This is a genomic window from Subtercola endophyticus, assembly GCF_021044565.1.
Classification (GTDB): Bacteria; Actinomycetota; Actinomycetes; order Actinomycetales; family Microbacteriaceae; genus Subtercola; species Subtercola endophyticus.
The window spans coordinates 589,093-602,901 of the sequence record NZ_CP087997.1 but is presented as its reverse complement, the minus strand read 5'-3'; the positions used below and the strand labels follow the sequence as shown (position 1 = coordinate 602,901).

Genomic DNA, 13,809 nt, shown 5'->3' with positions numbered 1-13,809 from the left:
GTCATATTGTTCGATGGCTAGCCCGACGGCTCTAAAATCCTCCATCCAGACCCCCGCGCATCGTCTCTACGACGGGTAAGGGTAAAAATCTTCGAACCTTGACTCGACGACGGCGAAATGCCGAACCTCCTGCGAAAGGCCCGCCGCAACGATTCTCCCTTCTCGCACATACGTGTCGTGCTGGTCGGCCGAATCCCATGCCATCTGTCTGGCGAAATGGATTTCCCAGTGTTCATACCAACGACGAATACTCTTGGTCAGTTCGCGCGAGAGGCCGAGCGCTTTGGCGCTAGTGAGCCCGCCAACTTCCCAAATCGTTGCGTAGGAACCGTAATCTGGGAAAAACCGAATCGTGCGGCGTTCTGCCGGATCGGAGACGGGTGCCGTGGTTTGGCGTCGTCGAATATAGAAGCGGGCTCTCGTGAGTTTCTCAAGGGCATCCACCGCCTCTTCATCGATACGAGGTGAGCCCGATATGAACCGAGTGACGAGTTTTACATCTGACCTCGCCAACAACCCCGGATCTAGTCGGGCAGAAAACAATTTGACGAGGTCCACTAAATAGGCAGCACCACCGGCGTCGGCGAACCAACCACCGCGATCCGGAAACGGAAAGTCAGTATGGAGTCTCTTCAGGACAGTCTCGCCGACTCTGACCGTCTTCCAACTTCTCGAGAAGATAAGTACGCACGTGCGACGTTCACCACCGGAGAAACTGACATCAGATGTCTGGCTGTTGATTCGGCTGAAATCACCGACTCGAGTATGCATCACCTTCAGCGTATCTCTGCTGGAGGGCTTCGGTTCGCGTAGAAAGCACGACAGGTCATTTACTCGATCGTCAGCTATCAGGGAGAGGCCCTCCGTCGTTAGCCACGTATGTTGGACACAAATTGCCAGCGCACGCGAGCGTGAACACCTTCAGTCGACGTCGACGCTCATATCGAAGTACAACCACGGCGGCGCGACCTCGGGCCGAACCGAGGCGTCTCGTTGTATCGGACGTCTCGAATCCCGAACTCACGGCTGAAGTAATCGGGTGATAGTTTCTGACGACAATGCTGTCGCCGGCAAGGCCGCCGAATTCAAGATTGCGAGGCTGACGGGAGACCAATTCGCCTCCTTGCTCGAATCCGGCGATGCGAGCACGTTTCGACAGCATGAATTGTGGAGGGGGTCGCGCCAAGCATCGAGTCGCAAGACGTGCCAACATTGGGCGGTGATCGAAGATAGCGAGATTGTTGAGGCGTTCGCGGTTGTCGGGTCAGCCCGAAGTGGAAGCGTGCCGGAATCGGATTACGAGTTGCGCGACTTTCGATGGACTACGGGTGAGGTCGACGTCGAAGTCGCGCAGCGATCGGGATTGAGCGCCAGACTCAAACTGGGCCTCCCCTCCGCCCAAGTGACGCAACCGTGGCTTTACGCGATTCCCCGCGATGCCGTCGATTGGGTGCACCAGCTATTTGTCTGGATCGATGAGGAAGTCTTCACGGATGGTCTTGGGGCCAGTCGGACACGCGATTCAACGTCAGGTGAGAGTTACGTACTGGTCGAGCCCTACGGATGGCAGCACTCGAAGCAAGAGTCCCACAACCGACTTGGCCTTCTCGCCGGTCCGCTCGGCTGGCATGGCGACGTTCGGCCCGAGTGATTCGCGTCGTTAGAAGGGAGACCAGCATCAAGTTCACTCACGTGCGGTACGCCTTGTACTCGATCGGTGAGCCCACCGGGAGCGGGCCGCCCTCCTTCGTCACGTGTGTCGGATGCACGAAACCGCCCTCGATTGCTCGATTCCAAAACAGCCGCGGCTCCCCCTCGGGCCAAATGATGTATCGCGGATCAAGTTCGGCGAGCGGCGACCAGAACTCGATGCGTCGATGGGGTGACGAGTGGTACCGCTTCGTCGAACCGGTCTCGCGCGCGACATAGTCGACAAGATTCTCACCGTACAGCGCGACGTCGGCCTGCACGACCGAGAAGACCGGCGCTCCCCCTCCTCGCGTGGCTGCCGCCATGAACCGGTGCCTGAAAAGCGGCACGAGTTTCGGCACCGCCGCGAGGTGCTGACGAGCTGTCGATTCGAGAGCGGGAGCTCCTGAGGGCTTTCGCCCCCAGACTGTCGGCCAGAAGTCGTTGTAATGAACGTCCCAAAGAATGCCTTCGACCGGCCAGGCAAGCCGGGACTCGATGTCTTCGCGCGTGCTGCGTCGCCAATCGAACCACCCACGACCCGTCGGTACAGCTAGCATGAGCAGCTCACGATGGTCGGCGTCGAATTCAAATCCGAACTCGTCCTCAAAGGCTCGGATCTGCTCCTCGGAGAGGCCCGGATCAAGAGGAATACCAGCGCGCCTGAATAGCCTGATCGCCATCGTCGCTGCTGTCTTCATGACGGAATCCTCCCATCTCTACGCCAGCGGCGACTTAGTCGATTGCGGCGCGCCAGTTTCAATCCAGGCGCACGTGTAGCTTCCTGCGTATATTCGACGCGATACGTTGGCCCGAGCTCCGTTTGAAGGTCCTCCGCGAGTCCTCGGCCCGCCAACACGAACAACTCTGCCTCGTCCTCGGAGAGGAATCCACCCCGGGCCGGCCACTCTCCGATTAATGATCGGTAGCTCTCGTTCCATTCGGTAAGAGCCAGTTTGAGACGGTCACTGATGGGCGTGTCTGCCACCAAGATACCTTGGTGTCCTGAGGGGCCCGAACGGCTGAGAGGGGAACCTGCGAGTGACGCTCGTAGCTGAATCCAGCGGCGCGGAGCCGATCGATTGAGCAGCTCTCGCGCCGCATCAACGATCTCGCGCTCAAGTGGATCTGCGTCAGCGGGATAGTCCTGCAACTGGGACGCCAATCCGACGAAGATACGTAGATCACCCCCCTCGCGCACCTGCCAAGCTGCCGTGTGCCAAATGAACTCGGCCCCGGCCTGTGGATCCACGGAGCCAGCGATGATCGCCTTGGCAGTTGCCCGAACTAACTTCCACCGTTACGCGTCTTCGTCGAGAATCGAGATATTCAACTCCGCAAGAGCGTCGACGAAGAGGTCACGTGATTCTCGGACGTCATCGGCATCGGCTCCCGCAAGGACTCGGAGAGACGGACTATCGACACCTCGAACCAAAGCGTCGGTGGCGAGATCCGGAAGATCCTCCGACCGAAGAATTCCCACGATCATCTGCCAGCTTGCTAGTTCGAGAGGTTCGTCTTCGAACGGCTCGGGCACGAGATCCACCTATCAGGCCACGAAACCGTGGAGAGTCAGCCTAGTGACGCACTCGGGACCCTGCAACTCGGCGCAAGATTCACTCCCTCAAGCAGAGTTTTGTAGTGAGGGCATCGCTTTTCACTGCCGCCGAGATCACTTGGAACGTCTCAAATGACAACGTCTCGAATTGAAGTGTGTCCAAAATGTGTCCAAAACGCGATTCTCGGAGCAAGAGAAAGGCCCTACTTCCGCATGAATAAGGGGAAGTAGGGCCTTCGAGCTTCGTACCCCCAGAGGGACTCGAACCCTCACTGTGTCGATTTTAAGTCGACTGCCTCTGCCAATTGGGCTATGGGGGCGCGAGCCAGCTGACGCTGTTGCATCGCGAGCCGACGACGCCGAGACCGCGAATGAACGCAGGTCACGGCGCCGCGACGGTCACTCTTTCGAGACGGCTCCGCCGACGGACACGGGCGCGCCTGCAGGGCCCGGATGCCCGGCCGAAGCAGAGGCGGGCTCAGCCACGGCAGCAACAGCGGGCCGGGGCCGTGACGCGAATTCTTCGAACGCTGCCCTCGGGTGAACTCGGGCCTCGAGCGAAACGATGTCACGACCGAGGAAGAAGTTGAGCACCCACCCCCAGATGACGCGGAACTTGCGCTCCCAGCTCGGCATTGCCAGGCCGTGGTAACCGCGGTGCATGAACCAGGCGGGAAGGCCTGTGACGCCGATCTTGCCGCTCTGGAAGGCACCGACACCGAGGCCGAGGCCGGCGACCGCGCCCGCGTTCTTGTGGAAGTAGTCCTCGAGGTCTTCGCCGCGAAGTTCGGCGACGAGGTTCTTGGCGAGGCGCTTGCCCTGGCGAACGGCGTGCTGAGCGTTCGGAACGCAGAAACCGCCGACACCGCCACCCGACAGATCGGGGACGGCCGAGACGTCGCCGGCACCCCAAGCGTCGATGACGACCTCGTCGTTCTCGTCGTGAACACGAAGGTCGGGGCGAACACGAAGGCGGCCGCGCTCTTCGATCGGAAGGTCGGTGTTCTTCAGCATCGGGCTGGCCATGACCCCGGCCGTCCAGACGACCGTGTCCGACTCGAAGCTCTCGCCGGTCGAAAGTTCGATGACTCCGCCGACGGCCGACTTGAGCTGGGTGTCGAGGTGGATCTCGGCGCCGCGCTCGGCGAGGTTCTTGATGACCCAGTCGGCGGTCTTGATCGAAACCTCGGGCATGATGCGGCCCATGGCCTCGATGAGGTGAAAGTGCGTGTCTTCGAAGGCGAGTTCGGGGTAGCGGTCGAGCAATGCGCTGGCGAATGAACGCATTTCGGCGAAGATCTCGATGCCCGCGAATCCACCGCCCACAACGACGAAGGTGAGCAGGCGATCGCGCTCGGGGCCTTCGGGCAACTGCGAAGCCTTGTCGAAGTTGGTCAGGATGCGGTCGCGAATGGCGACCGCCTCTTCGATGGTCTTCAGGCCGATGGCCTCGTCTGCAACACCGGGAATGGGGAACGTGCGCGAAACCGCACCGGCGGTGACCACGATGATGTCGTACTCGAGGTCGTACTGCTCGCCCGCGTTCGGCAGAATCGTAACGGTCTTCTCGGCGTGGGTGATCTTCTCGACCTTGCCCGCGATGACCTTCGTCTTCTTGAGGTGACGACGCAACGAGACGACCGCGTGACGCGGCTCAATGGAGCCCGAAGCGACCTCGGGCAGAAAAGGCTGGTACGTCATGTACGGCAGAGGGTCGACAACTGTGACCTCGGCCTCGCCCGAGCGAAGCCATTTCTCGAGCTTCCAGGCGGTGTAGAAACCGGCGTAACCGCCGCCGACGATCAGGATTTTGGGCACAGTAAAGGATCTCCTCAGTGAAGGTATAGCCATAGGCTACTACCTCCGTCACTTGCCCCCGGAACGACCGCACAAGGCAGCCCAACCGAGGTCTGTGTGACGGAGCTGGTTATTGGCCCGCACTGGCCTCACTACTAAGGATACCGGATGCCCCGCCCCTTGGGGCTGTTCTACGAATATTGAATGCATTCGCATACAAGCGGCGACCAGTCGCCGCGTTCGAGCGCGAGATCACCGATGGGATTCACTCCCGGCCCCGCTGCGAGCGCGTGGGCGGCGAGCGCGTGCAGACACTTCACGCGAACGGGCATGCCCCCGGCCGAAATGCCGGCGATCTCAAGCACGATCGCGATTGACTCACGGTCTGCCAAGTACTGCGCATGGGCGGCCCGATACGCATCGCCGACTGCTTCATCGGAAGTCAGCAGGTCTTGCAACTCGGGCATCACCTGGGTGGCTTCGAGGTCTGACATCGCGGCGGTCGCTGCCGGGTGGCTCAGGTAGTACAGCGTCGGAAACGGGGTTCCGTCGTCGAGCCGTGGCGCCGTGGCAACCACGGTGGGCGCACCGCAGACGCAACGCGCTGCTATACCGAGCACGTTGCGAGCCGGCCGGCCGAGCTGTGCCGACACCGTGGCGATATCGGCCTCGGTCGGGGCATCGAACGGTGGGGTGGTCATGAGTTCCTAAGGAGTGGGGGTCGGTGTGGGCGTCGCTGCCGGGTCGGTCGAGGCCGCACCGGTTCCAGACCCGAGCTGGCCCGTGGCACCGAGCTGACCGGCGGTCTCTGTGCTGAGACCGGCCGTCATTCCCGAGGCGAAGAGTGCGGCCATCCAGTTGGTCTGGGTCGACTGGATGCTCGTGCTCACCGGCGCCGATGAAGCAGCTGATCCGGCTTGAGTGTCGTTGAGCACCAGAAACGCCGTTTCACCGGGCATCACGAAGTAGAGCCGCTCACGCGCCTCGGCCCGGATGTACGCCGGGTCGCCCCACCGCGCGACCTGCGAGTTGAGGGTGGCATTCTGCGCCTGAGCGGACTGCAGGCTGTTCTGCAGGTCGGCGATCTGCTGGCGCTGCTCGATGAAGATGCGAGCGCCCGGCGCCACGACCACGACGAACAAGACGAGAACGACCAGCATCAGCACCGTGAATCCGGAGAACCGGATGCTACGCAACCAGTTCGTCGATGCAGCTCCGCCCGCCGAACCGGCGGCCGGGCGCGACGCACCCCGGGTTCTTGGCTTGGCGGGTGGCGGCATGGTGTTCCTCAAACGTATCGACGATCAGTTCGAGGAACACCACACGGCCGCTGGCCCTGTGACAGAAGCAGGCGACTCAGCCCTTGAAGCGCGGGAACGCGGAGCGACCCGCGTACACGGCGGCCTCGGCCAGTTCTTCTTCGATCCTCAACAGCTGATTGTACTTAGCGACTCGCTCGCTTCTGGCAGGCGCACCGGTCTTGATCTGACCCGAGTTCGTGGCGACGGCGAGGTCGGCGATGGTGGTGTCTTCGGTTTCACCCGAGCGGTGCGACATCATCGTGGTGTAGCCGCTGCGCTGAGCGAGGCTGACGGCGTCGAGCGTCTCGGTGAGCGTGCCGATCTGGTTGACCTTCACCAGAAGCGAGTTGGCGACGCCCAGGGAGATTCCCTTGGCGAGGCGAGCGGGGTTGGTGACGAACAGGTCGTCGCCGACGAGCTGCACCTTGCTGCCGATTTCGCCGGTGAGGTGCTGGTAGCCTTCCCAGTCGTCTTCTTCGAGCGGGTCTTCGATGGAGACGAGCGGGTAGTTCGCGAGCAGGTTCTCGTAGTACGAGCTGAGCTCCTGTGCCGTGGTGGCCTTGCCCTCGAACTGGTAGGCGCCGTCTTTGTAGAACTCGCTCGCGGCGCAGTCCATGGCCAGAGCGATGTCTTTGCCGGGCGTGAAGCCCGCCTTGGAGATCGCTTCGACGATCAGATCGAGCGCCGCGGCGTTGCTCGAGAGGTTGGGAGCGAATCCCCCCTCGTCGCCCAGACCGGTCGACAGGCCCTTGCTCGACATGAGCGACTTCAACGCGTGGTACGTCTCGACACCCCAACGCAGCGCCTCGGCGAACGTGTCGGCACCGATCGGCGCGATCATGAACTCCTGAATGTCGACGTTCGAGTCGGCGTGCGAACCACCGTTGATGATGTTCATCATCGGCACCGGCAGTACGTGCGCGTTGGGGCCGCCGACATACCGGAACAGCGGCAGGTCGGCCGAGTCGGCTGCCGCACGGGCGACGGCGAGCGAGACGCCGAGGATGGCGTTGGCACCCAGACGGCTCTTGTTCTCAGTGCCGTCGAGCGCGATCATGGCGCCGTCGACAAGGCGCTGGTCGCTCGCGTCGAAACCCTCGAGGGCCGGGCCGAGCTCGTCGATGACGGAGTCGACAGCCTTCAGCACGCCCTTGCCGAGGTAGCGGCTCTTGTCGCCGTCGCGCAGTTCGTAGGCTTCGAAGGCTCCGGTCGATGCACCGGACGGAACGGCGGCGCGGGAGACCACGCCGTCGTCGAGCAGAACCTCGACCTCGATGGTCGGGTTGCCGCGCGAATCAAGGATCTCGCGAGCGCCTACAGCTTCGATCAATGCCACTGGATTGTCTCCTCAGGGTTCAAAATGACGGATGACGCGTGAGGCGTTCATCCGCCGCCCAGTCTAACGAAGGCCGAGAAGGCGTGTCACCGACGCCGAAAGCTGTGCATGAGCATCCGGAGCCGGCGACTGTGCATAACTCATCTGCGTGCGCCTACTCTTCGCCGACGCTCAGCGCTTCTGCCTCGACGATCTCGGACTCTTCTCCCCCGTTGTCGACGCGGGCGAGCGTCTTGCGCCCGAAGACCACGAACAGGGCGGCGATGACCACGGAGCCGGCGGCGGCGTACATGGGAAAGCCGGGCGAAACGGCCACTGCGAGTGCGGCTGCGGCGGGCGGCGCGATGGCTCCGCCGAGAAAGCGCACGGAAGAATACGCTGACGACGCCACGGTTCGGGGAAGGTCGCTCGCCATCATCACCGATTCGGTGAGCACGGTATTCACGACACCGAGCAGCAGGCCGCCGACCACGATGGTGACGATCAGTCCTGTCGTGGAGGCGATCAGCACTCCGCCCGCTATGAGGTCGAGGGCGAGCAGCACCAAGGCTCCCGTGAGGGCAGTAGTGCGCTTCATCCGGCGCGTCAGTATCGGGGCGACGAACACAGAGGTGATGGCGACACCGAGGCCCCAGCCGAAGAACACCAAGCCGAGCCCGATGGCGCTGAGGCCGAGCGGAAACGGCGTGTATGCCAGCAGGGTGAAGAAGCCCATGTTGTAGAAGAGTGCGGTGAAGGCCAGCAGGCGGATGCTCGGCACACCGAGGGCGCGAATCGGCGCCGACAATCGGGTCGGGCTGCGATCGGCTTTGTTGTCTTTCTTCAGCAGCACCGCGATGGCGACGAAGCCGATGGCCATGAGAACGGCCGTGCCGAAGAACGGACCGCGCCAGCTGATCGAGCCCAGCAGTCCGCCGAGCAGCGGCCCGATGGCGATGCCGAGGCCGAGAGCGGCTTCGTAGAGCACGATGGCGCTCGAGGCTCCCCCGCTGGCTGCGCCGACGATCGTCGCGAGCGCCGTAGAGATGAAGAGCGCATTGCCCAGGCCCCAGCCGCCACGAAAGCCGATAACGGCCTCGACGCTGCCCGAGGCGCCGGCGAGCGCGGCGAACACCACGATGAGGGCGAGTCCGATGAGCAGGGTTTTTTTGGCGCCGATGCGGCTCGAGATGAAGCTCGTGATGAGCATGGCGAGGCCGGTGACGACCAAGTAGCTCGTGAAAAGCAGGCTGGTCTGGGTCGGAGTGGCCTTCAGGCTCTCGGCGATGGCCGGCAGAATCGGGTCGACGAGGCCGATGCCCATGAAGGCGATGACGCTGGCGAAGGCTACGGCCCAGACGGCTTTGGGCTGATGGAGAATGGATGCTCCGCCGCCGCCGTGCGGGGCGTGTGCGTTGGTGCTGTGTGCGGTGGTGCTGTGTGCGGTGGTGCCGTGTGCGGTGGTGCCGTGTGCGGTGGTGTTATGCGGGTTGGTTGGTTGGGCTGGGGCGGCCTTCGTCGATGGTGAGGCGGGGGTCGTCAGGGAGCCTTGTTCAGAGGGCCTGATAGACATGATTAGGCAGCTAGCTCCTGTACTCCGATGCGGTCGCCGATCAGGTCGGTCGCTTCGGCTAGAACGTCGAGCTGACGGCTCGACAGGTCGGCAAAGAGGGGTTCGAGGGCGACGCCGAGCCGGAAGCGCCAATCGTCGAGGGCTCGTTCGCCCTTCGGCGCGATGGCGATGAGCCAGGCGCGGGCATCCGAACTGTCGGCGATGCGCTTGATCCACTCGAGCTCGTTGAGGTTGCGCACGATCTTGGTCATCGTGGGCTGACTCACACGGCTCGCGGCCGCGAGTTCGCCGAGCCGCATGGGGCCGGCAGATGTCAGAACGCTCAGCGTTCGCCACGAGGCGGGTGAGGTGGTTTCTCCCGTGGCCTGGGCCGCGAGACGGGTAAGACGGTGGGTGACCGTGACGAGGTCACCGAGAAGTGCACTTAATTCGCTGTTCACTTGATTTATTGTATAGCCGAACTATGTATATTCCAAAACCGTTCGCTCAGCGCATACTCAGGCGAGTTTCTCGAGGTTTGCTCGCTAGTGATGTATTCTCGGCTTATGGGCCGCTGATCACTCGACACCGCGCTCTTCGACTTCAGGAGCCACGTCATGTTACTTCATCAGCCGCTCGGCGAGTGGGCGCTCGGGCACGCGTTGATGGTGCGCGGTTGCTCATCGTCAGCTCTAGCGGCTCCACCAACTGGTCGCTTGGCCCATCCGACGGGAACGCTGACGCGAGCAGCGGGCGGCTGCACCGGAACATCAAGCCCGGTAGCTGCCTACGCGCCATCTCCCTACGGGTTCAAGGCGCTCACGATGCTGCACGACCGCGGCTTTCTCAACGATGTTGAGTTCGTGGAGCAGACGGACAAGCTCTCGATCTGATGCAAGACAGATTAGCGAAAGGCAAAACAACTTGATTCTCACCGACGTTCTCAGCTTCGTGCTTCCCGCCCTGACCGTGCTCGGCATCATCACCTCCATTAGGCGTCGTCGACCCTCCTCCGTTCGTCATGGAGTCATCGGCAGCGCGCACGTCGTGTCAGTCGACACGAGAGATCGATTGGCCGACAGCCCCCAAGGCTTCTGCACGATGAACCTCGTCGTCAGTGGGCCGGGCATCCAGCCAACCGCAGTGTTATACGAACAGTCGATCTTCACCCACACATGGCCACAACCAGGAATGGAGTTGCCCTGTGTATTCGATCCTAAGAAGATCCATGACGTCGTGATCGACTGGGACGCGATTCCTGATCCTGCTGAACTCGCCCGAAAGCGGGCTTACGAGCTTCAGCAGCGTATGCGCGGTGTGGCCGTCGCGGCGACCGAGCCCATCACGAACCCGAACTCGCCAGCAGGGATAGTCGTGGCATCACTCGAACAGCTCGCCGCTCTGCGTGATCGCGGCGAAGTGAGCGAAGCGGAATATGCCGAACAGAAAGAACACATCCTCAATTCGACGCAAAGCAAAGGCTGAGCGGTGTCGGTCCTTGAACAGATTCCGTGGTGGGTATGGATCCCCGTCGGCATTGTTCTGCTGTTCTGGTGGGCGGTCACGGTAGGAACTCACCGCGCACGGCCCAAACCACTGCGCAACGGCGTTATGGGTACCGCTCGGGTCATCTCAATTAACAGCCGCGGTCACTACGAGGGCAGACGTACCGGCCAGGTCGTCATGCACCTTATCCTTCAGGGCCCCTCCGTGGCTCCGACCTCCGCGCGATATGAGGCCTCTCTCATTACAACCGTCTGGCCTGAGGTGGGGATGGACCTGCCTGCTTCCATCGATCCGACGCGTCCGACACGGTTTCGTATTCTGTGGGGCGATGTGTCGAACGGCACTGCAGGTGTGATGAGGCAGTCCTCTTCGACCGTGGGGCGCGGTTCGAGTTCGGGCGGCTCTGCGGCAATCCACGCGCCCCATCGCACTGTTATGTTGAACGGACGGCCCGTCGAGTTACCGGCGACGAGAGACGACGCGGCGAATGCTGCCCCACAAGTGTCCGCCGTCTTCACTAGCGATCTTCAGAAAAAGACGGGCGCAGACGATCTCGCCGAAATGGCCCCGCTCCTCGAGAGACTCGCAGTGCTAAGGGATCGGGGCATCCTTACTCAGACTGAGTTCGAAGCACAAAAAGTCAAGATTCTCGGCCCTTGAGCATCGACCGAGCGCTCTCGGCCGCAAACCGACTCTTCGGATTAGATGGGCTTGGGGGCCAGGTCGGCTAGGTCGTGGGTGGAGGGGGTGACGAAGGCAAAGGAGGTGAAGCCGGCGGCGGAGGCGCGGTCCAGTTGCGCTTTGGTGTTCTTGGTGCGGCGCTCGAGGCGAACGCGGGTGCCGGCGGCGATGAGTTGCGTCTTGAGGCCCACGAGCTGAGCCGGGGAGGCGGAGGGTTCGTGGAGCAGCAGCAGAGCATCCGTCGCCCCGGAGGCCTCGGCCTGCAGGAGGTCGACGATGCGCTCGAAGCCGATGGAGAAGCCGCAGGCGGCGACGTCTTGGCCGAGAAAGCGGCCGATCATGCCGTCGTAGCGCCCTCCCCCGCCGAGCGAGAACGAGAAGTCGGGGTGGGCGATTTCGAAGATGGTTCCGGTGTAGTAGCCCATTCCGCGCACGAGAAACGGGTCGAATACGAGAACTTCGGGGTCGATCACGTCAGCGAGAGCGGCGAGCTCGTCGATGAGCGCCGGATCGACGCCGTGCGGCAGCGCTTTGGTGATGGCACGCACGCCGAAGGGGTTGAACTCCATGGTGGTGACGCGGTGAAAGAAAGCGTCCAGGGCGTCGACGGCGGCGGGGGTGACTCCGCGTTCGCGCAACTCGGCCACGACGCCGTCGGTGCCCACCTTGTCGAGTTTGTCGACGGTGATCAAGACCTGCAGATGTTCGTGGGGGGCGAATCCGAACACCTCGAGCATCGCGGTGAGCAGCCGGCGGTCGTTGATACGAATGGTGCAGCCCTCGAGCCCGAGCGCGTCGAGCGTGGCGAGGGTGGCGGTGATGATCTCGGCCTCGGCGAGCTGGCTCGGCTCGCCGATGATGTCGATGTCGCACTGCACGAACTGGCGATAACGGCCCTTTTGCGGGCGCTCGGCGCGCCAGACCGGGGCGATCTGAATCGCACGGAACACGCTCGGCAACTCACCACGGTGACTGGCGTAGAACCGGGCGAGCGGAACAGTGAGGTCGAATCGCAGCCCCAGGTCGGCAAGGCTCTGCGGGTCATCCTGTTCTGCCGCCGCTGCCAGCTCGGCTGCGGGGATGGCGCGCTTGAGCACGCTGAAGCTCAGCTTCTCGTTGTCACCGCCGAGGCCCGAGTGCAGGCGCTCGATGTCTTCCATGACGGGAGTCTCGATCTCGTCGAAGCCGTGCGCGGTGTACGAGCGGCGGATGATGCCGAGCGCACGCTCGCGGGCCGCCTTCTCGGCGGGCAGAAAGTCGCGCATGCCGCGAGGCGGGGTTATTGCTTGAGCCATGCCTCAATTGTGCCAGGCCGGCGCAGGATGCTCCGCCGATCCTGACCCGAACCCGACCCTCTTCGCGCCGAGCGGAGTTTCGTCGGAGCAGGGCGGAGTTTCGTCGGAGCAGAGCGGAGTTTCGTCGGAGCCGAGCGGAGTTTCGTCGGAGCCGAGCGGAGTTTCGTCGGAGCAGAGCCTGCATGTCTGCGTATTGTCGGGATGCGCGCTCTGCTCCGACGAAACTCCCCCTCAGTCGCGGTCAGTCGTCGACGGGGAAGGCGATGATGCCGGCGTCGGCGGGGTCTGCGGCGGCCGCGGCGTCTGCGGCGGCCACGGAGCCGGCGGCGGCGGGGTCTGCGGCGGCGGCGGGGTCTGCGGCGGCGGCGGCGTCTGCAGGGGCGGCCGAGCGCTGCTGCTGCCGGGCATCCCCTGCCGCCGCTTCGGACTCGGCCTCGCGGATCTCGGTCTGCAGGTCACGAAGCGTCGAACGCAGCGCACGCTCGGCGTCGAGGCCCTGCGACTTGGCAGATGCCACGATGGCGAGCAGCAGCGGCCCGAGTTCGTCTTCAGACGACACCGGGATGCTCTGCGAAGCATCCGCGTCGAGCAACCCGATCTTCTGCGCTTTACCGAGCAGCTTGTCGGCGAGAGCAAGCGACGGCATGCCCTGCGGAATCCCGTCGAGAACGCTAGTGCGGCCGGGCTTCTCGACGGCTTTGAGGTCGTCCCAGATCGCCACCACATCGTCGGCCGTCGACAGCGACACATCACCGAAGACGTGGGGATGCCGGCTGACCATCTTCGCGGTCATCTGCGCGGCTACATCCTGAATGTCGAACTGCTCCCCCGCGGTGTGCGCGGCGAGATCGGCGTGAAAGAGCACCTGGTACAGCACGTCGCCGAGTTCTTCGAGCAGGTCTTCACGCGTGCCGGTCTCGATGGCGTCGATGAGTTCGTGCGACTCCTCGATGAGGTACTTTACGAGCGACTCGTGCGTCTGCTCCGCGTCCCACGGGCATCCACCCGGCGCCCGAAGACGGGCCGTGACAGCGATCAGTTCGTCGAGCTTCGATTCGTTGCTCACAGATCCTCCAGTTCAGACGGCCCGACAGCTGAGCGTCACGGCGTCGTGC

14 protein-coding genes and 1 tRNA gene are annotated in these 13,809 nt (G+C 63.1%); 3 read left to right on the top strand and 12 right to left on the bottom strand.

Translation table 11 applies throughout. From position 1 onward, the window contains the following. Positions 1 to 66: 66 nt before the first annotated feature. Entirely contained in the window at positions 67 to 771 is a 705-nt protein-coding gene (locus LQ955_RS03060) for a hypothetical protein (protein ID WP_231026764.1), read from the bottom strand. 268 nt (positions 772 to 1,039) lie between these two features. Between LQ955_RS03060 and LQ955_RS03055 the strand changes: the two genes are divergently transcribed. Then, positions 1,040 to 1,651 carry a hypothetical protein gene (locus LQ955_RS03055; protein WP_231026763.1) on the top strand — a complete coding sequence of 204 codons (612 nt, stop codon included), beginning with the start codon at positions 1,040 to 1,042 and terminating at the stop codon, positions 1,649 to 1,651. A gap of 37 nt (positions 1,652 to 1,688) precedes the next feature. On the opposite strand, the gene LQ955_RS03050 is transcribed toward LQ955_RS03055, so the two are convergent. The 9 genes from LQ955_RS03050 to LQ955_RS03010 all read right to left on the bottom strand — a co-directional run bounded on the left by LQ955_RS03050 (position 1,689) and on the right by LQ955_RS03010 (position 9,673). Further along, entirely contained in the window at positions 1,689 to 2,390 is a 702-nt protein-coding gene (locus tag LQ955_RS03050; RefSeq protein WP_231026762.1) for an SMI1/KNR4 family protein, read from the bottom strand. A gap of 599 nt (positions 2,391 to 2,989) precedes the next feature. Continuing rightward, a complete protein-coding gene (locus LQ955_RS03045; RefSeq protein ID WP_231026761.1) occupies positions 2,990 to 3,226 on the bottom strand; it encodes a hypothetical protein in 237 nt (78 codons plus the stop codon). 267 nt (positions 3,227 to 3,493) lie between these two features. Further along, a tRNA-Leu gene (locus LQ955_RS03040) sits at positions 3,494 to 3,567 on the bottom strand. A gap of 79 nt (positions 3,568 to 3,646) precedes the next feature. Then, positions 3,647 to 5,065: an NAD(P)/FAD-dependent oxidoreductase gene (locus LQ955_RS03035; protein ID WP_231026760.1), complete on the bottom strand. Its 1,419-nt coding sequence runs from the start codon at positions 5,063 to 5,065 to the stop codon at positions 3,647 to 3,649. Positions 5,066 to 5,235: 170 nt separating this feature from the next. Next, positions 5,236 to 5,745 (bottom strand): DUF501 domain-containing protein, encoded by a 510-nt coding sequence (locus tag LQ955_RS03030; protein ID WP_231026759.1) that lies wholly within the window; start codon positions 5,743 to 5,745, stop codon positions 5,236 to 5,238. A 6-nt stretch (positions 5,746 to 5,751) separates the two neighbouring features. After that, positions 5,752 to 6,324, bottom strand: coding sequence for an FtsB family cell division protein (locus LQ955_RS03025; RefSeq protein WP_231026758.1), 573 nt, complete (start codon positions 6,322 to 6,324; stop codon positions 5,752 to 5,754). A 76-nt stretch (positions 6,325 to 6,400) separates the two neighbouring features. Then, the gene (eno, locus tag LQ955_RS03020) at positions 6,401 to 7,681 is read right to left on the bottom strand and encodes a phosphopyruvate hydratase (protein ID WP_231026757.1); all 1,281 of its coding nucleotides are present in this window, start codon (positions 7,679 to 7,681) and stop codon (positions 6,401 to 6,403) included. Between the two features lie 154 nt (positions 7,682 to 7,835). Continuing rightward, positions 7,836 to 9,233 carry an MFS transporter gene (locus LQ955_RS03015; protein WP_231026756.1) on the bottom strand — a complete coding sequence of 466 codons (1,398 nt, stop codon included), beginning with the start codon at positions 9,231 to 9,233 and terminating at the stop codon, positions 7,836 to 7,838. Between the two features lie 2 nt (positions 9,234 to 9,235). Then, positions 9,236 to 9,673, bottom strand: coding sequence for a MarR family winged helix-turn-helix transcriptional regulator (locus tag LQ955_RS03010; RefSeq protein ID WP_231026755.1), 438 nt, complete (start codon positions 9,671 to 9,673; stop codon positions 9,236 to 9,238). Positions 9,674 to 9,928: 255 nt separating this feature from the next. On the opposite strand from LQ955_RS03010, the gene LQ955_RS03005 reads away from it, so the two are divergent. Further along, a complete protein-coding gene (locus LQ955_RS03005; protein WP_231026754.1) occupies positions 9,929 to 10,105 on the top strand; it encodes a hypothetical protein in 177 nt (58 codons plus the stop codon). Between the two features lie 31 nt (positions 10,106 to 10,136). Beyond that, the gene (locus tag LQ955_RS03000) at positions 10,137 to 10,697 is read left to right on the top strand and encodes an SHOCT domain-containing protein (protein ID WP_231026753.1); all 561 of its coding nucleotides are present in this window, start codon (positions 10,137 to 10,139) and stop codon (positions 10,695 to 10,697) included. A 722-nt stretch (positions 10,698 to 11,419) separates the two neighbouring features. Here the strand turns inward: LQ955_RS03000 and hisS are convergent. Next, positions 11,420 to 12,694, bottom strand: a complete 1,275-nt coding sequence (hisS, locus tag LQ955_RS02995) for a histidine--tRNA ligase (protein WP_231026752.1) — start codon at positions 12,692 to 12,694, stop codon at positions 11,420 to 11,422. 241 nt (positions 12,695 to 12,935) lie between these two features. Further along, positions 12,936 to 13,760, bottom strand: coding sequence for a MazG family protein (locus tag LQ955_RS02990; RefSeq protein WP_231026751.1), 825 nt, complete (start codon positions 13,758 to 13,760; stop codon positions 12,936 to 12,938). Between the last annotated feature and the right edge of the window lie 49 nt (positions 13,761 to 13,809).